The sequence below is a fragment of the Streptococcus oralis genome, from assembly GCF_001579025.1.
In the GTDB taxonomy this organism is placed as follows: Bacteria; Bacillota; Bacilli; order Lactobacillales; family Streptococcaceae; genus Streptococcus; species Streptococcus oralis_X.
Window position 1 is genome coordinate 10,205 of record NZ_KQ970237.1, and the last position, 20,273, is coordinate 30,477.

Below are 20,273 nucleotides of genomic sequence, written 5' to 3' on the forward strand. Positions count from 1 at the left end.
ATTTAACTACTCCCCCCTACACATAGCTCATTCCCTTATAGCAAAGGAAAACGGCTAGTGCGATAAAAAGTACAGTTGCTCCAATTCGCTGGCTGGTACTATACATCCTTCTCTCCCATTTAACTGGGAAAATGACTGCTAGAAAGGCACCGCCTACTGCACCACCGATATGGCCTGCTAGGCTGATTCCTGGAATCAGAACACTTCCAATGATATTGATCACGAAAAGTGTCAGATAGGATTGCCCCAACTGCTGGATATAGGGGTTGCGAGTTGCGTAACGCAAGACGATAATCGCAGCAAATAGCCCGTATAGGGAAGTGGATGCCCCTGCTGCTACAACTTTCGGTGTGAAAGCAAACACAAAGAGATTGCCCATCATTCCTGATAAGAGATAGAGAAAGAAAAACTGCTTAGAACCGAAAATCTCCTCCACCTGTCGTCCAAGAAAGTAGAGCGAAATCATATTGACAATAAAATGCTCCCATCCAATATGCACAAATATGGCCGAAAAAAGGCGCCATATCTGCTCAGGGAACAGACGAATGATCGGTCCATACATGGCTCCAAAATGAAGCAAGGTATCTGCTCGTTCAAAATTTAAACCTGTAAGAACCAACATCAAAAGAAATACCAAAGCTGTTACTAGGAGGAAGAAACTAGTCACAGGATAACGTTTATCAAAGATTTCCTTCATAGATTAGCACCTCCTGTACGGGAATATCATGGTTTTCAAAGTTAAACTCCTGAACTTGACAAGGATAGATTGTACTCAGGCTCTGCCCAGCAAAATGTTCCAGATAGCGGTCATAGTATCCTCCACCATATCCGATCCGATAGCCCTCTGTCGTAAAAGCTAGCCCTGGAACATGAATCAAATCAATCTGAGACGGTTCCACCACTTCCAAGTCTCCTTGCGGTTCCAGTAAACCAAAGGAAGTTTTTGCCAACTGCTGCGGATGATAGACCACAAATTCCATGCGCCCCTTGGGATAGGTTTTGGGTATCAGAACCTTTTTGCCGTCCTTCAGTACCCGCTCGATCAGTTCTTGCGTTTGAAATTCATGAGGGAAGGAGAGATAGGTTGCGATGACCTTAGCTTCTTGGTAAAAAGGGTGTTGTAAGAAACGCTCAGTTAAATCTCGATCCATAGCCTGTTTTTGCTCCTGAGATAGAGTCTTCATTTCTTGCAAAATTTTCTTGCGTAGTTCTGCTTTCATAGACAATTCCTCTACTCTGCTGCCTTCTTTTTCAAGAAACTAGAGACCGCATCTACCCCAATGGCTAAAGCTTCTTCCTTAGGACTCATCTGAGGGTGATGAAGGGCATAGGGACTATCGATACCTAGCCAGAACATAACGCCGTCTACCTTCGAAAGGAGATAACCAAAGTCCTCACCAGTCATAGCTGGCTCGATATCAATCAACTCAATCCCATCTTTCTCTTCAAAAAAGTCCATCAGTTCACGCGCCAAGGCTGGATTGTTCTCAACAGGTAGGTAGCCTCCTTGCTTGAGTTCTACTTCGACTTCCATATCAAAGGCTGCTGCAACCCCTTCTGCGACTGTCTTGACTCTTTTTTGTACCAAGAGGCTCATGTCCTGAGTCAAGGCGCGAATGGTTCCATGCAAAAAGGCTGTGTCTGTAATGACATTGTTGGTTGTTCCAGCTTGGAAAAGGCCAAAAGTCACCACCGCTCCCTCGATGGGATTGACATTCCGGCTTACAACTGACTGTACTTGGGTTACAAAGTAACTAGCAGCCACCAAGGCGTCATTGGCTTCATGCGGAAAAGCTGCATGCCCTCCTTTTCCTTTGAAACGAATCTTCACCTCACAGGTCCCTGCAAAGAGAGTGTGTGTATTGGTCGCAATCTGTCCAACCTTCAGATCTGGACGAACATGAAGGCCATAAAATTGGTCTGGCAGCCAGTCCCCAAAAGCACCATCCTCATACATGAGCATCCCACCTGCTTCATTTTCTTCAGCAGGCTGAAATAGGAAGAGCAAATTATTCTTGGGTTGTTCCTCCAGGGCGCGTTCGAGACATCCTAAGGCAATGGTCATATGAAAATCATGGCCACAAGCATGCATGCGGCCTTGGTGTTGAGAGGCGAAAGGCAGTCCTGTTTGTTCGACAATAGGCAGACCATCAATGTCTGTTCGCCAACCAATGGTTCGCTCCGGCTGACTTCCCTGCAGGTAGACCAAAATTCCTGTCCGCCAAGTACGAACTTGAACAAAATCCTTGCCCGTAGTCAATTTTTCAATCACATCCAGCAAATAAGCCTGAGTCTTAAACTCCTCCAAGCCAATCTCTGGAATCTGGTGTAAATCTCGTCTAGTCTGAATCAAATCTAACATCTATCGATCCTCCTTTTGATAGAAGAAAGAGGCTGGAAAAAGGGTTCCGCCTCTTTTTTACTTTTACCATTACAAGGTACGAAGCGCATCCTCTAGCGCTGTTTTTTGTTGGGTTTGGGCATCAATTTCTTTGATGATACGAGCCGGAACACCTGCTACTACAACGTTTTCTGGAACATCTTGGGTAACGATAGCTCCTGCAGCGACAACTGAACCACTACCGATTTGGACTCCTTCGATAACCACTGCATTGGCTCCTATGAGAACATTGTCCCCAACACGGACTGGATCGGCACTAGCTGGTTCAATCACACCTGCCAAAACTGCCCCTGCACCAATGTGGCTGTTCTTCCCAACGATGGCACGACCACCAAGGATAGCACCCATATCAATCATGGTTCCGGCACCGATTTCTGCTCCGATATTGATAACAGCTCCCATCATGATAACAGCATTGTCACCAATTTCCACTTGGTCGCGGATAATAGCACCTGGCTCGATACGAGCGTTGATATCACGCTTGTCTAGCAAGGGAACGGCAGAATTACGAGCATCTTGTTCGACAACATAATCTTGATTTTCTACCAAGCCTTCGAGAAGCGGAGCAACATCCTTCCAGTCTCCGAATAAAACATTTCCTAGTTTGACAACTGAGCTTGGTACAGCAGTTACGAGTTCCCCTTCAAAGGTTACTTTGACACTGGTTTTCTTTTCAGCATTGGCGATAAATTGGATAATTTCTTGAGCGTTCATTTTTGTAGCAGTCATAGGTGCCTCCTGGTTCGTTATAATGATACCTATTCTACCAAAAAAGGCCTCAAATTTGAAGCCTCAACTATCAAATAATCATCTTTACCTGGCTTGTTTTGCTTCTTCTACAGATAAGAAAATCATCGGAACGATAATCAACACCATAGCTAAGGCCAAAAAACCATCCATGACCAATCCCAGAAAAAGAACACTTAATAAAGCTGAAGAGAGCGGTTCGCTAGCACTCACCACCGATACAACTAGCGGAGAAACGAGTGAAACAGCCTTCATAGATAGGAAGAAAGCAAAAGCAGTACCAAACACGGCAATCGTCAGACAAATCAGCACACTTACCAGATCCACTTGAAAACTTATCCGATAAATAGGGTAAAGAAAATTACTAAAGAGCCCTGCCAGAATCATCCCCCAACCAACAGTCGGAACAAATCCGTAGCGCCGTGCAAAGCGTTGGGGAAGGATAACATTAAACATGACCCCTACTGCACTGAGCAAACCTGTCACTAGAGCCAAAGGAGTCATGGATAATTGGGACAAATCCCCTTTTGTAGCCATCAAAAAAACACCTAGCATGGCAATCAAAACATAGAACACAGCTGTAATAGAAGCCTTCTTCTGGTAAATGATTCGATTGTAAAACAGGATAAAAACAGGGCTGATAAATTGCAAAATGGTCGCCGTCGTCGCATTGGAATACTCAACACAGAGATAAAAGAAAAACTGCACAGAAAAAATACCTAGAATAGCATAGGCTAAAAAGGGTAGATAATTTTTCTTATCACGCCAGATGTCCAACAAGTGGCTACGCAACTGAAAGGCAGATAGACCTAAAACCAAACTCCCTGCCACTAGTAAACGCATAGAAGTAATCCATCCAGAAGACACTGGATAATGAGTGAAAAAATACTCTCCTAAAATCCCACAAATCCCCCAGATTAGGCCTGAGAGGAGCGAGTATACTGTTCCCTTAACAATCTTTTTCTGATAATGATTCATATTATTATTGTAACACGAAACCAACAAAGAAAAAAGTAGCAACAAGGAGAAATTACTAACCTTGCCACTACTCTTTTTTAACGATTAAATAGACGTGAACGTCCTGATGAACCACTTTGAGTATTGCCACTCGAACTTGAACTTCCAGAGCTACTGCTTGAACTTGAGCTTGGAGGAGTCACTGCTGGAATGCTTCCTAGAATATTCTTCCATGCGTTCAGATAATCTGCATCGCTTCCTCCAATAGCAAAGCGATAGGTGGTCACTGGGGCGCCTTCTTTAGTCGCCCAGTAGCTCGTTACTGTTGATCCAGAAACTTCTATTTCTTTTCCATTGATGGAAACCTTGCCTGGTTTTTGCCCTGTAGATCGGAGAACTTGTGACTTGGTCACACTTGGATCCAGGTTAAAGCGCTCATTCCCCCATATTCCAGGTTCAGCTTGCTGGATAGCATTGACCAAGTGGGCCATATAGTTGGCATTGCGGTAGTGGCCTGCTCCTTTGGCTAGCGGTCGGTTGTCGTCGTGACCTAACCAGCCACCCAAAGTCAAGCGAGGTGTAGAAAGCATTAGCCACATATTTTCATCTTCATTGGTCGTACCAGTTTTTCCGATCCAGTCAGCACGAGCTAGGGATGGATTGATAGTCGTCAAATCCGTCTGGAAACTTGAGGTAATCCGAGACGAGATAACATCCCGAAGGAGACTTTGCATGATGGTTGCTGTCGCTTTTGAATAAACTTGGACAGGCTCGTCCTTGTGCTCGTATACCACTCGACCATCCGTTGACTCAATCTTCGCGATCATATGTTTCTTATGGTAAACTCCGTTGTTGGCTAGAGTCTGATACCCGTTGGTATGCTGGGCAACTGTAACGTCAATCCCCCCACCCATCGGTAAACTTTCAATCCCATATTCTGGGATTTCGTAACCCATTTTTTCCATATAGCCTTTGACATCAACCCCCTTCTCTCGAAGCGTACGATACGTCCAGTAGGCTGGGATATTCCATGAGTAGTTAAGGGCTTCTCCCAATGTCATCATGCCCGTACCAGGACTATTGACATACATGATGGGATTCCCGTTTGAGAAGTTGGTAGGATAGTTTGACAAGATACTTGCACTTCCCATCAAACCTTGGTCAATAGCGATACCATAGGCCAATATAGGTTTTGTGGTTGAAGCTGGAGAACGCTTGGTATCGATAGCGTGATTGTTCTGATTTTCTTGATAATTACGACCACCAACAAATCCAAGGATAGCTCCCGTTTGGTTGTCCATGAGGACATTCCCCACCTCAGGCTGGCCTGTCGAATCATCTAGCAAATAGCCGTAGGTCGCAACCGCATTTTGCATCGCAGCATGAACATTTTTATTGATAGTTGTCGTAATCTTATATCCACCATTTTCAATTTCCTTAGTGGCTAAATCGCGATAGGATTTCTGAATGGACTCATTCTTTAATTCTTGCGCAGAAACATTATCTCGTTGGATGAGGTAGTCGTACATGCGGTCAGTAGCTTCTGCCAAGGTTGCATAGTAGAGATAGTCACGCGAAGTCCCACTAACGCTACCAGATGGTAGGAAGTCTTTCTTGAAGTCATAATCTTTGTACTTATCGTAGTCTTCCTGACTTAGAGCCCCTGTTCGGTACATATTGTAGAGGACATCCTTGGCACGCTTAATTCCCAAAGCCATATCCTCATCGCTCTTCATACTGCCGTCAGATTCATAAGGAGAATAACTAATCGGACTCTGTGGCAATCCTGCGATAAAGGCTGCTTGAGGGACCGTTAAATCCGAAGCATTGACCCCAAAGATTCCTTCTGCAGCCTGCTGGGCACCTGCAATATTTTGACCTTTATGATTGCGACCAAAAGGAGCAATGTTAAGGTAGGTTGTCAAAATCTCATCCTTACCCATGGCCCGTTCTAAAGCTAGAGCATCAATAATCTCTTTAGCCTTACGAGCCAGAGTTGGAGCATCCCCCACCACTTGCTGCTTGATGACCTGCTGCGTCAAGGTCGAACCACCACTAGACGAGCCTAGACCGACAAAGGTTCCCAAGGTCGCACGAATAACGGCCTTAGGCACAACTCCCTTGTGCTCATTGAAATGCTCGTCCTCTGTCGCAACAATAGCTTTCTTAAGATTGTCTGAGATAGCATCTGAAGCGACTGAAGTGCGCAATAAATCGCCCTCGATCGAGGCAATGGTACTGCCGTCAGAATAAGTGATTTCTGAGATAGAGGCAATATCCTTCACTTGCTTGACCAACTCTTCTGCTTGAGGTACCTGGGCCTTGTCAAATAGAGCGACTCCATAACCCATAGCCACACCAGCGCCAAACAGTCCACCGATAAAACCTAAGATAAAGAGAGTGTTAAAAACTATTTTAAACCCACTCAAAACCTTAGCAAAAATAGACCCTGCCCTTCTAACTTTATCAGAAGAGGTTCCCTTTTTACTGGTTTTCTTATTAGCTAGTTTTTCTGCTAGTCTTTTCTTCCATTTTGCAATTCGTTGCATTAGCTGCTGGGAAAAATGCAGCATGTTTGTTTTTAATTCATTAATTCTTTCTTTCATGAATGTCCTCGCTTTCTCTATTATACCATAAAAGGGAAACTTTCAATAAAATAGCCACTTTCTTCCCTATTACACTAGGCTATTAATCGAGTTTGTGATACAATAGGTAGAAACAATATTTTATAAAGGAGAAAAGACACATGCACATTTTTGATGAGCTAAAAGAGCGTGGTTTGATTTTTCAAACGACTGATGAAGAAGCTTTGCGTAAAGCCCTAGAAGAAGGTCAAGTTTCTTATTATACTGGCTACGATCCAACTGCTGACAGCCTTCACCTAGGCCACCTTGTCGCAATCTTGACAAGTCGTCGCTTGCAGCTAGCAGGTCACAAACCTTATGCGCTCGTTGGCGGTGCTACAGGTCTCATCGGAGATCCGTCCTTCAAAGATGCTGAGCGTAGTCTCCAAACAAAAGACACAGTAAATGGCTGGGTCAAGTCTATCCAAGGACAACTTTCTCGTTTTCTTGACTTTGAAAATGGTGAAAACAAGGCTGTCATGGTCAACAACTACGACTGGTTTGGTAGCATCAGCTTCATTGACTTCCTCCGTGATATCGGAAAATACTTCACTGTCAACTACATGATGAGCAAGGAATCTGTGAAAAAACGGATCGAGACAGGGATTTCTTACACTGAGTTTGCTTACCAAATCATGCAAGGATATGACTTCTACGTCCTTAACCAAGAGCACAACGTCACACTACAAATCGGTGGTTCTGACCAGTGGGGAAATATGACAGCTGGTACCGAATTGCTTCGTCGTAAGGCTGACAAGACTGGTCACGTTATCACAGTGCCACTCATTACAGATGCAACTGGTAAGAAATTTGGTAAATCTGAAGGAAACGCAGTCTGGCTCAATCCTGAAAAGACTTCTCCATACGAAATGTACCAATTCTGGATGAATGTTATGGACGCTGACGCTGTTCGCTTCTTGAAAATCTTTACTTTCTTGTCACTGGACGAGATTGAAGACATCCGCAAACAATTTGAAGCGGCGCCACACGAACGCTTGGCTCAAAAAGTCTTGGCTCGTGAAGTCGTGACTCTTGTTCACGGAGAAGAGGCCTACAAAGAAGCCCTCAATATCACAGAGCAACTCTTTGCAGGAAATATCAAAAACCTTTCTGTCAAAGAACTCAAACAAGGACTCCGTGGCGTGCCAAACTACCAAGTACAGGCAGACGAAAACCACAATATCGTGGAACTCCTTGTGTCATCTGGTGTGGTGAATTCCAAACGCCAAGCCCGTGAAGATGTCCAAAACGGAGCCATCTACGTCAACGGCGACCGTATCCAAGACCTTGACTATGTCTTGAGTGATGCAGATAAGTTAGAAAATGAACTAACTGTTATCCGCCGTGGTAAGAAAAAATACTTCGTCCTTACATATTAAAAACAGACTGGATGCATTTGCTATCCAGTCCTTTTTTTGCTAGACTTAAACTATGAATACAAACCTCAAACCCAAACTCCAGCGCTTTGCTTCTGCTAGCGCCTTTTCCTGCCCCATCTGCCAAGAAGATCTGACCTTGGTAGAGTCTAGCCTCAAGTGTAGCAACCGCCATTCTTTTGATTTATCAAAATTCGGCTATGTCAATCTAGCACCGCAAATCAAGCAATCCGCCAACTACAACAAGGAAAATTTTCAAAACCGCCAACAAATCCTGGAAGCTGGCTTTTACCAGGCTATCTTAGAAGGCATTTCTGACCTACTAGCGACTAAATCATCTGCAAAAACTGTCTTGGACATCGGTTGTGGCGAAGGCTTCTATTCTCGTAAACTCCAAGAAAGTCATTCTGAAAAAACCTTCTATGCCTTTGATATTTCCAAAGATTCCGTTCAAATCGCTGCCAAGAGTGAACCCAACTGGGCGGTCAATTGGTTTGTTGGTGACCTAGCTCGACTTCCTATAAAAGATGCCAGTATGGATATTCTGCTCGACATCTTTTCGCCTGCCAACTATGGGGAGTTTCGTCGTGTTTTATCCAAAGACGGTATCTTGATTAAGGTCATCCCTACTGAAAACCACCTCAAAGAAATTCGCCAAATGGTGCAGGACCAGCTGACAAAGAAGGATTATTCTAATCAAGATATTAAGGAACATTTCCAGGAACACTTCAGTATCCAATCTCGCCAAACAGCCTCCCTAACCAAATCCATCACAGCAGAGCAACGCCAAGCCCTGCTTGCCATGACACCCTTACTCTTTCACGTCGACCATACCAAGATTGACTGGACTCAGTTGACTGAGATTACCATCGAAGCAGAGATTCTAGTTGGGAAAGCACTGTAAACAAATTTTTGAGATAAGATAAAGCCCGCAGCTCTTCTTGAGATGCGGGTTTAAATCATCATTTTTCAAGTATCTATCGGAAAAGGGGAAAAATTTTAACCTCACCATTTATTTTCGATTCGAAATAACAAATTTATCAATAAAAAGCAAGTGAAATGAGGCAAGTGTAATCCCCAAATAGCAGCCATGATAAGAGATATCTTGATGGGTAAGGGGAAAAAGAGTATTATTGCCCGTCAAGAGGCATGTCACAATCACAAATAGTATCCAGAATAAATCAGTCCATTTATATTTTGAAAAATATTTTTTTCCACATATAAACACCTTCTTTCCTATAATCGTATTATAACACTTTGTGTAAGCGAATACAAGGAATTTGAGGGGATTTCTAAGTAGATTATGAGGCTTAAAGGTAGTAAAATCAGCCTTTTTAGTGCCCTCTAAGTTTGATTTTTAAGCCTACAAATTATTGACATTTTTTTCCTTTTCTTTTAGGAATAGCAGCATAAAATTAACAACATTCAAAAAAGCGAATTTCAATTGAAACTCGCTTTTTACAAAATGTATTAGTATGAATTTGTATCTTAGTTCAAGTGCCAGATATCTTCGTTGTACTGAGCGATTGTACGGTCAGATGAGAAGAATCCTGCTTTGGCAATGTTAACGATGACTTTATCCAACCATGCGTCACGGTCTTCGTAGTCAGCAAGCATTTGCTCTTTAACTTTGATGTAGTCTTCCAAGTCTAGGAGAGTCATGAACCAGTCTTTGTTGATCAATTCGTTGTAAAGACGCTCCAAGCGTTCTTTCTTACCTACTGCAAGAACAGCGTCGCTGACGATGAAGTCAACCAATGGTTTGATAGCTTCACGAGCATAGAATTCGCTTGATTTGTATGCTGCTTTTGCGTAAAGGTCAATAACAGTTTCTGAATCTTCACCGAAGATGTAGATGTTTTCGTCGCCAACCAACTCAGCGATTTCCACGTTAGCACCGTCCATAGTACCAAGAGTCAAAGCTCCGTTCAACATGAATTTCATGTTACCAGTACCTGAAGCTTCTTTAGAAGCAAGTGAGATTTGTTCTGAGATGTCACATGCTGGGATAAGGAAGCTTGCTGCAGTAACGTTGTAGTTTTCAACCATTACGACTTGCAAGTGTGGAGCTACAGCTGGGTCGTTAGCAATCACTTCTGACAAGCAAAGGATCAAGTGAATGATGTCTTGGGCAATTGTGTAGGCAGGAGCCGCTTTACCACCAAAGAAGACTGTGATTGGACGAGCAGGGATGTTACCAGCCTTGATATCAAGGTATTTGTGGATCACATACAAAGCGTTCATTTGTTGGCGTTTGTACTCGTGAAGACGTTTGATCTGGATATCAAAGATAGAGTTTGTATTGATTTCCACACCTTGGTGTTCTTTCAAGTGACGAGCCAATTTACGTTTGTTGTGAGCCTTGATGCTTTCCAATTTTTCTTTAACAGCAGCCTTGTCTTCGTATGACAAGAGTCTTTCAAGCTCATCTGCTTCATGGTGCCAACCATGTCCAAGAATCTCATCCAAGTAGTGAGACAAGCTTGGGTTAGCATGCATGAGCCAACGACGGAATGTGATACCGTTTGTTTTGTTGTTGAATTTTTCTGGGTAGATGTCGTAGAAAGCTTTCAACTCTGAGTTCTTCAAGATCTCAGTGTGAAGAGCCGCAACCCCGTTTACGCTGTATCCGTAGTGGATATCCATGTGAGCCATGTGAACACGTTCGCTCTCATCGATGATTTGAACAGCTGGGTCTTTGTATTCTGCCTTCACACGACGGTCCAATTCTTCGATGATTGGTACCAAGTGAGGAACCACTTCTTGCAAGAATTCAAGAGGCCATTTTTCAAGGGCTTCAGCAAGGATTGTGTGGTTAGTGTAGGCAGTCATGCTTCGTACGATTGAGATTGCTTCATCAAGCTCGATACCACGCGCAGTCAAGAGACGGATCAATTCAGGAATCACCATTGATGGGTGAGTATCGTTGATTTGTACAACTGCGTAGTCCGCAAGGTCATGCAAGTTGCTTCCTTTTTCGATCGCTTCATCAATGATCAATTGTGCACCGTTTGACACCATGAAGTATTGTTGGAAGATACGGAGCAATTCACCTTGCTTGTCGCTGTCGTCTGGGTAAAGGAAGAGAGTCAAGTTGCGAGCGATGTCTGTCTTGTCAAAGTTGATACCATCTTCGATGATAGAAGAATCAACTGAATCCAAGTCAAACAAACGCAAGCGGTTTTTAGTAGCTATCTTGTAACCAGGTACATCGATATCGTAAAGAGTCGATGTCAATGTGAAGTGTGCAAATGGCACTTGGTAGCTACGGCTTGAGCGAACCAACCAGTTTTGCTCAGTCAACCAAGCGTTAGGAATTGTTTCTTGTTGGTTGTTTTTAAGAACTTGTTGGAAAAGACCGAAGTGGTAGTTCAAACCAACACCGTCACCATTCAAACCAAGTGTAGCGATTGAGTCGATAAAGCAGGCTGCCAAACGTCCCAAACCACCGTTACCAAGTGATGGTTCCAATTCTACTTCTTCGATTTCGATCAACTCTTTACCTGCAGCAGCAAGTTCTTTTTTCACATCGTCGTAAAGACCAAGGTTAATCAAGTTGTTTGACAAGAGTTTACCGATCAAGAACTCAGCTGAGATGTAGTAAACTTTTTTCTTACCAGTGTTGACTGGTTTTTGGCTGCTTGCAAGTTTGCTGTAGTTGAGAAGAGCAAGGTAAAGCTCTTCATTGCTACATTCTGCAATGGTTTTATTGTAACGTTTTTGTACAAATTCGTTTAATGGTAACATGTTTATGTGTCTCCTGATATTGTCTTATTTCTTTAATTCTACCAAATTTTCATTGATTCGGCGATAAATTGTAGTCAAGTCAAGCAAAGTTTCTTCAACAGCTGGTGTCAATTGATCTGCTGTCATACGCCATGACCAGTTTCCGCCAAGAGTAGATGGGAAGTTCATACGAGCTGACTCATCTAGTTCTAGCAAGTCTTGCATGGTTGCAATCGCCATGAAGCTAACAGATGAAAAGACTGTGCGAAGCATTGCGTGTGGCACTGTTTCGTACTCTTTACGGTTCGTGTAACGAGCCATGTATTCACGAGTTGGATCATCGATTTCATTACGGTACCATCCAAGGACTGTATTGTTATCGTGTGTTCCTGTGTACATCACAGAGTTGGCAGGTGCCAAGTGTGGACTATCGATACTTTCGTCTTCTGGGTTGAAGGCGAATTGAAGAATCTTCATTCCTGGGAAGCCTGTGCGTTCACGCAACTCGATGACTTCATCTGTCATGAAACCAAGGTCTTCTGCGATGATGTTTAGCTCACCAAGCTCTTCCTTAACGGCTGCGAAGAGTTTGTACCCTGGACCTTTCACCCATTTACCAGGTGCTGCTGTATCGGAACCAGCAGGAATTTCCCAGTAAGATTCGAAACCGCGGAAGTGGTCGATACGAACGATATCGTAGATCTTGAAGCTTTCACGTAAGCGTTCAATCCACCATTTGTAACCGTCTTTGTCCATCGCTTCCCAGTCATAGATTGGGTTGCCCCAAAGTTGACCAGTTGCAGAAAACTCATCTGGTGGGCATCCTGCAATGCAAGTTGCTTTACCATTGGCATCTGTCTTGAAGAGGTGTGGATTTGCCCACATGTCGCTTGAATCTTCCGCTACGTAGATAGGCATGTCCCCAACGATTTCGATGTGGTTGTCGTTAGCATAAGCTTTCAATTTCAACCATTGTTGGAAGAAGAAGTATTGAGTCACACGGTGGTAAACCAACTTGTCTGCCAATTTCTCACGGTAGCTTTCAAGTGCTGAAGCTTTGCGAGCACGAGCATCTGCATCTGGCCATTCTGTCCAAGCAAGATTGTCAAAATGCTCTTTGATCGCCATATACTCAGCAAAGAGTTCAAGCCAGGCTTGGTTGTCTTTAGCAAACTTCTCAAAATCTTTGACATCACCCACTTCCAAGAAGCGTTTCACTGCTTTTTCTAAAAGTGGACGACGTGCGTAATAAATCTTCGCATAGTCAACTTCAGATGCATCGCTACCAAAGTCAACACCTTTAAGATCACTGACTTCGAGCAAGCCTTGCTCTACCAAGATATCAAGGTCGATAAAATGCGTATTCCCAGCAAAGGCCGAGAATGATTGGTATGGAGAATCTCCATAGCTTGTTGTCCCAAGAGGGAGGATTTGCCAGTAACGTTGCTTCGTACGAACCAAGAAATCAACGAAATCATAGGCAGTCTGCCCAAATGATCCAATCCCGTATGCTCCTGGCAGAGAAGAGATGTGCATCAACACACCACTTTGACGTTTTTTCATAATAGCACCTCATGTGTTTGTTATAAAACGTTGCGCAATCGAGGCGCAAACGTTTGCGTTAAATTAAGTATAGCGTATTTTGAACACAAATGCAAGCGTTTTTAAAAAAATTTTTTTGAATTATTTTAATCAAACAAAACTTGTTCCCACTGATATTTTATGAAATAAGCCAAAAAAATTTTAAAGATTTTCTGATTTAAGATAATTCATCCCCAATATCTGCTTTATTTTCTGAAAAAAAAGCCGAATTTACGCAATCGTTTCCCTAATATATTTTCAAGTCAAGAAAAACAAACAGTTTAAGTTCTTTCCTATATAAAGGCTTTAATAAATGTTTGAAACCTTAAAATTTTTTTAAAAAACTTTTTAAAAAAGCTTGCAACCGTTTTCTATTTGTGCTATACTAGGCTCATAAAAGAAAACGTTTGCGTTTTCTAAATAAATTATACTGTTATTCTTTAGGAGGAATACACTATGTCATCTAAATTCATGAAGAGCGCTGCTGTGCTCGGAACTGCTACTCTCGCTAGCTTGCTCTTGGTAGCTTGCGGAAGCAAATCTGCTGACAAAGCAGCTGATACTAGCTCTTCAGAAGCACAAGAAATCACTTTCTACGTTGAAGACCAATATAAAGCCTTCGCTGAATCAGCTGCAAAAGCTTACGAAAAAGAATCTGGCGTAAAAGTTACGATCAAAACAGGAGACCAAATGGGTGGTCTTGATAACCTTTCACTTGACAACCAATCTGGTAAGGCTCCTGATGTTATGATGGCTCCATACGACCGTGTAGGTAGCCTTGGTACTGACGGACAACTTTCAGAAGTAACTCTTAGTGATGGTGCGAAAACAGACGATACTACTAAATCTCTTGTAACTGTTGGTGGTAAAGTCTATGGTGCTCCAGCCGTTATCGAGTCTCTCGTAATGTACTACAACAAAGACTTGCTAAAAGAAGCTCCAAAAACTTTTGCTGACTTAGAAAACCTTGCTAAAGATAGCAAATATGCCTTCGCTGGTGAAGATGGCAAAACTACTGCCTTCCTAGCTGACTGGACAAACTTCTACTACGCATACGGACTTCTTGCCGGTAACGGTGGTTATGTATTCGGTCAAAATGGTAAAGATCCTAAAGATATCGGTCTTGCAAACGACGGAGCAATCAAAGGTATCGAATACGCTAAATCTTGGTACGAAAAATGGCCTAAAGGTATGCAAGATACTGAAGGTGCTGGTAACTTGATCCAAACTCAATTCCAAGAAGGCAAAACAGCTGCTATCATCGATGGCCCTTGGAAAGCTCAATCTTTTAAAGATGCTAAAGTAAACTACGGTGTTGCGACTATCCCAACTCTTCCAAACGGTAAAGATTACGCAGCATTCGGTGGTGGTAAAGCTTGGATCATCCCATCAAGCACTAAGAACCTTGAAGGCGCTCAAAAATTTGTAGACTTCCTAGTTTCAACTGAACAACAAAAAGCATTCTACGATGCAACCAACGAAATCCCAGCTAACACCGAGGCTCGTTCTTATGCTGAAGGCAAAAACGATGAGTTGACTACAGCTGTTATCAAACAGTTCAAGAACGCTCAACCAATGCCAAACATCTCACAAATGTCAACAGTTTGGGATCCAGCGAAAACTATGCTCTTTGATGCTGTAAGTGGTAAGAAAGATGCGAAAACAGCTGCTAACGATGCTGTAACATTGATCAAGGAAACAATCCAACAAAAATTTGGTAACTAATTGAATTGTTCAAGGGGGTGGAAGCAAAATCCCCCTTTGAATTTATAGATATGCTTCTTATCAGATGTACGTATCTTACGATTGAATCCGAGTTTAAACTCGCATCCTATGAAAGGAGTAATCATGGAAAAACAACAGCCTCGCAAAGCAGCCTTGCTGTCAATCATTCCTGGTTTAGGACAAATCTATAACAAACAAAAAGCTAAAGGATTTATTTTCCTTGGCATTACTGTTCTATTTGTTCTGTATTTTCTAACACTTGCAACCCCTGAATTGAGCAATTTGGTCACCCTTGGTGACAAACCTGGCCGTGATAATTCACTCTTCATGCTGATTCGTGGTGCTTTCCATTCTATCTTTGTTGTCGTTTACTTGCTTTTTTACATCTTTAACATTAAGGATGCACATACGACTGCTAAACGTATCAACAACGGTATTCCCGTAGCTCGTACCTTCAAGGACATGATTAAAGGCATTTATGAAAATGGATTCCCATACCTTTTAATCATCCCATCGTATGTAGCGATGACATTTGCAATTATCTTCCCTGTTATCGTAACCTTGATGATTGCCTTTACCAACTACGACTTCCAACACTTGCCACCAAACAAATTGTTGGACTGGGTTGGTTTAACGAACTTCACTAATATCTGGAGCTTGAGTACCTTCCGTTCAGCCTTTGGTTCCGTTCTTTCTTGGACTATTATCTGGGCTCTATCTGCTTCTACTTTGCAGATTGTCATTGGTATCTTTACTGCAATCATTGCCAATCAACCATTTATCAAAGGAAAACGTATCTTTGGTGTTATTTTCCTTCTTCCTTGGGCAGTTCCAGCCTTCATCACTATCTTGACATTCTCAAACATGTTTAATGATAGTGTTGGTGCCATCAACACCCAAGTCTTGCCTCTTTTGTCTAAGGTTCTTCCTTTCCTAGATGGAGCTCTTATCCCTTGGAAAACCGATCCGACTTGGACTAAGATTGCCTTGATTATGATGCAAGGTTGGCTAGGATTCCCATACATCTACGTTTTGACCTTGGGTATCTTGCAGTCTATTCCTAACGACCTCTACGAAGCGGCTTACATCGATGGTGCCAATGCTTGGCAAAAATTCCGCAACATCACTTTCCCAATGATCTTGGCTGTTGCAGCTCCAACATTGATTAGCCAATACACCTTCAACTTTAACAACTTCTCTATCATGTACCTCTTCAATGGCGGAGGACCTGGTAGCGTTGGTGGTGGAGCCGGTTCAACTGATATCTTGATTTCATGGATTTACCGTTTGACAACTGGTACAGCCCCACAATACTCTATGGCAGCAGCTGTTACCTTGATTATCTCCATCATTGTCATCTCTATCTCTATGATTGCATTCAAGAAACTACACGCATTTGATATGGAGGACGTCTAAGATGAATAACTCAATCAAACTCAAACGTAGACTGACTCAAATCCTCACTTACCTCTACTTGATTGGCTTATCAATCGTGATTATCTATCCACTTTTGATCACCATTATGTCAGCCTTCAAGTCTGGTAACGTGGTAGCCTTTAAACTAGATGCTAACGTCGATTTTAGTTTTGATAACTTTAAAGGACTCTTCACTGAAACCTTATACGGCACTTGGTATCTCAATACCTTGATCATCGCCTTGATTACAATGGCTGTACAAACAAGCATCATCGTACTTGCTGGTTATGCCTACAGCCGATACAACTTCTTGGCTCGTAAACAAAGTTTGGTCTTCTTCTTGATTATCCAAATGGTGCCAACCATGGCTGCTTTGACTGCCTTCTTCGTTATGGCACTTATGTTGAACGCCCTTAACCATAGCTGGTTCCTCATCTTCCTCTATGTCGGTGGTGGAATCCCTATGAACGCTTGGTTGATGAAAGGTTACTTTGATACCGTACCAATGTCTCTTGATGAATCAGCAAAACTTGATGGTGCAGGACACTTCCGCCGCTTCTGGCAAATCGTTCTCCCTCTTGTTCGCCCAATGGTTGCGGTACAAGCCCTCTGGGCCTTCATGGGACCTTTCGGAGACTATATCCTCTCTAGTTTCTTGCTTCGTGAGAAAGAATACTTTACAGTTGCCGTTGGTCTACAGACCTTTGTCAGCAATGTGAAAAACTTGAAGATTGCCTACTTCTCAGCAGGTGCTATCCTCATCGCCCTTCCAATCTGTATTCTCTTCTTCTTCCTACAAAAGAACTTTGTTTCAGGACTTACAAGTGGTGGCGACAAGGGATAATTTATCCCCGCCACCCTTTTTCATTTTGGAGCTTGTTGCTAAAGCTACAAGATTGGACACCCTTCTACAAATCTTATTGAAACCCTATTTCAATATATAATTGATTTCCTAGACTTGAAATAAAGCACATTTCTCTATATAATAATACTCATATAGAAAACACTTTTAGAAAGATGCCTATGCTTCCATATCCATTCTCGTATTTCTCTAGTATCTGGGGATTTCGTAAGCCCCTATCAAAACGTTTCGGCCTCAACTGGTTTCAGCTTCTCTTTACGAGCATTTTCCTCATCAGTTTGTCTATGGTTCCGATTGCCATTCAAAACAGCTCACAGGAAACGTATCCACTGGATACCTTTATCGATAATGTCTATACTCCACTGACAGATGAAGCCATCATGGACTTGTCAGAGAATGCACAAATCGTTGATGGAAAGCTGAACTACTCAGGTACGAAGAATCAGCAGCCTTCTCTTTTAATTGGCCAAAGCCAAAACAAAGAATTGCCAAAGGACTTGCAACTTCATTTTGATACGGAAGAACTCGTCATCAGTAAGGAAAGTAAGGAACTAACTCGCATTCGCTACCACGCGATTCAAACGGAGAGTTTCCAGAGTAAGGAAGATCTAACCCAAGCCATTTCTAAAGATTGGTACCAACAAAATCGGGTCTATATCAGTCTCTTTCTCGTTCTTGGTGCAAGCTTCCTCTTTGGATTGAATTTCTTCATTGTCTCTCTTGGAGCTAGTCTCCTCCTTTATATCACCAAAAAATCACGCCTCTTTTCATTTAGGACCTTTAAAGAGTGCTACCACTTTATCTTAAACTGTTTAGGATTACCCACTCTGATTACGCTTATTTTGGGACTTTTTGGCCAAAATATGACAACGCTTATCACTGTACAAAACATTCTTTTTGTTCTTTATCTGGTCACTATTTTTTACAAGACACATTTCCGTGATCCAGATTATCATAAATAGGAGATTTTTATGCCCGTGACGATTAAAGATGTGGCTAAAGCAGCAGGTGTCTCACCTTCAACTGTTACCCGCGTCATCCAAAATAAATCAACGATTAGTGATGAAACCAAAAAACGAGTTCGCAAGGCGATGAAGGAGCTCAACTACCATCCCAACCTCAATGCTCGTAGCTTGGTAAGTAGCTATACTCAGGTTATCGGTCTGGTGCTTCCTGATGACTCGGATGCCTTTTACCAAAATCCTTTCTTCCCATCTGTCCTACGAGGGATTGCCCAAGTCGCGTCTGAAAACCACTACGCTATCCAGATTGCAACGGGGAAAGATGCAAAAGAGCGGCTCAAAGCTATTTCTCAGATGGTCTATGGTAAGCGTGTAGATGGTTTGATTTTCCTCTATGCTGAAGAAGAAGATCCTCTGGTCAAGCTAGTAGCCGATGAGCAGTTCCCTTTCCTCATTCTCGGAAAATCTACTTCACCCTTTATCCCTCTTGTTGATAATGACAATGTACAGGCGGGCTTTGATGCGACAGAGTATTTCATCAAAAAAGGATGCAAACGAATTGCCTTTATCGGGGGACAAAGCGACTCTTCGTAACGCAAGATCGTCTAACTGGCTATGAGTCCGCACTCAAACAACACCAACTTCCGATTGATACCAACTTAACCTACTTTGCAACCGAATTTCTAGAAGAAAAAGGGTATCAGTTCAGTGAACTCCTATTCAATCACGATCCGCAGATTGATGCTATCATCACAACCGACAGTCTCCTAGCCGAAGGAGCCTGTGACTATATCGCTAAGCACAAACTGGATGTTCCTGTCTTGAGTTTCGACTCTGTCAATCCTCGACTTGACCTCGTAGCTTATGTGGACATCAATAGTCTGGAACTTGGGCGCGTTTCCTTTGAAACCATTCTCCAGATCATCAACGATGCTAAAAACAATAAACAGATTTGTTACCGCCAGTTGATTGGACACAAAATTATCGAAAAATAAAGACCAGCCCCAAGGCTGGTCTTTTGAGTATTATTAATTGTCTGTTTCTACGAATCGTCCGAGGATGTGGACATTTTCGGATACAGAGACAAAGGCTGTCGGATCGACCTGTTTCATGATGTGTTTAAAATCATTAAACTCTGCTCGTGTGATAACCGTAATCAAGACTGCTTTTCTCTCATGATTATAGGTTCCTTATGCATCGTGGATCATGGTTGCTCCACGGTGCAATTTTTTATGGATTTTTGCGATTACCTTGTCAGGATTATTGGTCACAATCATGGCCTGCATGCGTTTTTGCTTGGTAAAGACCGCGTCTGTGACACGACTGGAGACAAAGATAGTAATCATGGAGTAGAGGGCGTATTTCCAACCAAAGGTCAATCCTGCTATCAGCATAATCGTCCCATTCACTAAGAAAGAAATACTACCGACATTTCTCCCTGTTTTCTTTCGAATGGTCAGACTGACGATATCTGTACCTCCGCTAGAAATATTGTTACGGAGCGCAAAACCAATCCCCAAGCCCATGACAACACCCCCAAAAAGGGCATTGATAATGGGATCCTCTGTCAAGGTCACAACTGGCACAAGCTGGATAAAGAGGGAACTCATGGATACTGTGATAAAGGTAAAGATTGTAAACTTATGCCCAATCTGATACCAAGCCAAAATCATCAACGGAAAATTGATAGCATAAAAGGTTAGCGATATCGGAATGTAAAAACCAAACCAGTGATTACTCAAGGCAGAGATAATCTGTGCCAGACCCGTCGCGCCACTGGAGTAAACATGCCCTGGTTGAAAAAAGAAATTGACTGCTACTGCTGACAAAAAGCCATAAACCAGAGAAGCCGATACTTTCTCATCATATTTTTCCCGAGAGATACTTTGTAAAACT

At 42.6% G+C, this 20,273-nt stretch carries 15 protein-coding genes and 2 pseudogenes; 7 read left to right on the top strand and 10 right to left on the bottom strand.

What is annotated here, in order from left to right; genetic code table 11:
- Window positions 1–16 precede the first annotated feature (16 nt).
- From SORDD27_RS08045 to pbp1b, 6 genes are all read right to left on the bottom strand, one after another.
- The gene (locus tag SORDD27_RS08045; protein WP_061428450.1) at window positions 17–697 is read right to left on the bottom strand and encodes a rhomboid family intramembrane serine protease; all 681 of its coding nucleotides are present in this window, start codon (window positions 695–697) and stop codon (window positions 17–19) included.
- The gene (locus SORDD27_RS08050; RefSeq protein WP_061428451.1) at window positions 681–1,220 is read right to left on the bottom strand and encodes a 5-formyltetrahydrofolate cyclo-ligase; all 540 of its coding nucleotides are present in this window, start codon (window positions 1,218–1,220) and stop codon (window positions 681–683) included. Before SORDD27_RS08050 ends, SORDD27_RS08045 begins: the two co-directional genes overlap by 17 nt.
- Window positions 1,221–1,231: 11 nt before the next feature.
- Complete coding sequence (locus SORDD27_RS08055; RefSeq protein ID WP_061428452.1) at window positions 1,232–2,362, bottom strand: N-acetyldiaminopimelate deacetylase; 1,131 nt, start codon at window positions 2,360–2,362, stop codon at window positions 1,232–1,234.
- Between the two features lie 69 nt (window positions 2,363–2,431).
- Window positions 2,432–3,130, bottom strand: a complete 699-nt coding sequence (dapD, locus tag SORDD27_RS08060) for a 2,3,4,5-tetrahydropyridine-2,6-dicarboxylate N-acetyltransferase (RefSeq protein WP_061428453.1) — start codon at window positions 3,128–3,130, stop codon at window positions 2,432–2,434.
- Between the two features lie 84 nt (window positions 3,131–3,214).
- Window positions 3,215–4,126, bottom strand: coding sequence for a DMT family transporter (locus tag SORDD27_RS08065; RefSeq protein ID WP_061428581.1), 912 nt, complete (start codon window positions 4,124–4,126; stop codon window positions 3,215–3,217).
- A gap of 77 nt (window positions 4,127–4,203) precedes the next feature.
- Window positions 4,204–6,711: a penicillin-binding protein PBP1B gene (pbp1b, locus tag SORDD27_RS08070; protein ID WP_061428454.1), complete on the bottom strand. Its 2,508-nt coding sequence runs from the start codon at window positions 6,709–6,711 to the stop codon at window positions 4,204–4,206.
- Window positions 6,712–6,851: 140 nt separating this feature from the next.
- Between pbp1b and tyrS the strand changes: the two genes are divergently transcribed.
- Both tyrS and SORDD27_RS08080 read left to right on the top strand, forming a co-directional pair.
- Window positions 6,852–8,108, top strand: a complete 1,257-nt coding sequence (gene tyrS, locus SORDD27_RS08075; RefSeq protein WP_061428456.1) for a tyrosine--tRNA ligase — start codon at window positions 6,852–6,854, stop codon at window positions 8,106–8,108.
- A gap of 52 nt (window positions 8,109–8,160) precedes the next feature.
- Window positions 8,161–9,009 (top strand): putative RNA methyltransferase, encoded by an 849-nt coding sequence (locus SORDD27_RS08080; RefSeq protein ID WP_061428458.1) that lies wholly within the window; start codon window positions 8,161–8,163, stop codon window positions 9,007–9,009.
- A gap of 108 nt (window positions 9,010–9,117) precedes the next feature.
- On the opposite strand, the gene SORDD27_RS10395 is transcribed toward SORDD27_RS08080, so the two are convergent.
- The 3 genes from SORDD27_RS10395 to malQ form a co-directional block, all read right to left on the bottom strand.
- Complete coding sequence (locus SORDD27_RS10395; RefSeq protein WP_061428583.1) at window positions 9,118–9,327, bottom strand: hypothetical protein; 210 nt, start codon at window positions 9,325–9,327, stop codon at window positions 9,118–9,120.
- Between the two features lie 266 nt (window positions 9,328–9,593).
- Complete coding sequence (glgP, locus tag SORDD27_RS08090) at window positions 9,594–11,852, bottom strand: glycogen/starch/alpha-glucan family phosphorylase (protein WP_061428460.1); 2,259 nt, start codon at window positions 11,850–11,852, stop codon at window positions 9,594–9,596.
- A 24-nt stretch (window positions 11,853–11,876) separates the two neighbouring features.
- Window positions 11,877–13,394 (bottom strand): 4-alpha-glucanotransferase, encoded by a 1,518-nt coding sequence (malQ, locus tag SORDD27_RS08095; protein ID WP_061428461.1) that lies wholly within the window; start codon window positions 13,392–13,394, stop codon window positions 11,877–11,879.
- Window positions 13,395–13,868: 474 nt separating this feature from the next.
- On the opposite strand from malQ, the gene SORDD27_RS08100 reads away from it, so the two are divergent.
- From SORDD27_RS08100 to SORDD27_RS08120, 5 genes and pseudogenes are all read left to right on the top strand, one after another.
- Complete coding sequence (locus tag SORDD27_RS08100) at window positions 13,869–15,137, top strand: extracellular solute-binding protein (protein WP_061428462.1); 1,269 nt, start codon at window positions 13,869–13,871, stop codon at window positions 15,135–15,137.
- A gap of 123 nt (window positions 15,138–15,260) precedes the next feature.
- Complete coding sequence (locus SORDD27_RS08105) at window positions 15,261–16,553, top strand: sugar ABC transporter permease (RefSeq protein ID WP_000414940.1); 1,293 nt, start codon at window positions 15,261–15,263, stop codon at window positions 16,551–16,553.
- A gap of 1 nt (window position 16,554) precedes the next feature.
- Window positions 16,555–17,397: a sugar ABC transporter permease gene (locus SORDD27_RS08110; RefSeq protein ID WP_061428463.1), complete on the top strand. Its 843-nt coding sequence runs from the start codon at window positions 16,555–16,557 to the stop codon at window positions 17,395–17,397.
- Window positions 17,398–17,576: 179 nt separating this feature from the next.
- Window positions 17,577–18,377, top strand: coding sequence for a DUF1189 domain-containing protein (locus tag SORDD27_RS08115; RefSeq protein ID WP_061428464.1), 801 nt, complete (start codon window positions 17,577–17,579; stop codon window positions 18,375–18,377).
- A 9-nt stretch (window positions 18,378–18,386) separates the two neighbouring features.
- A pseudogene (locus SORDD27_RS08120) lies at window positions 18,387–19,372 on the top strand (LacI family DNA-binding transcriptional regulator).
- A 33-nt stretch (window positions 19,373–19,405) separates the two neighbouring features.
- Here SORDD27_RS08120 and SORDD27_RS08125 read toward each other — a convergent pair.
- Window positions 19,406–20,273, bottom strand: a pseudogene (locus tag SORDD27_RS08125) (YitT family protein); the annotation flags it as partial.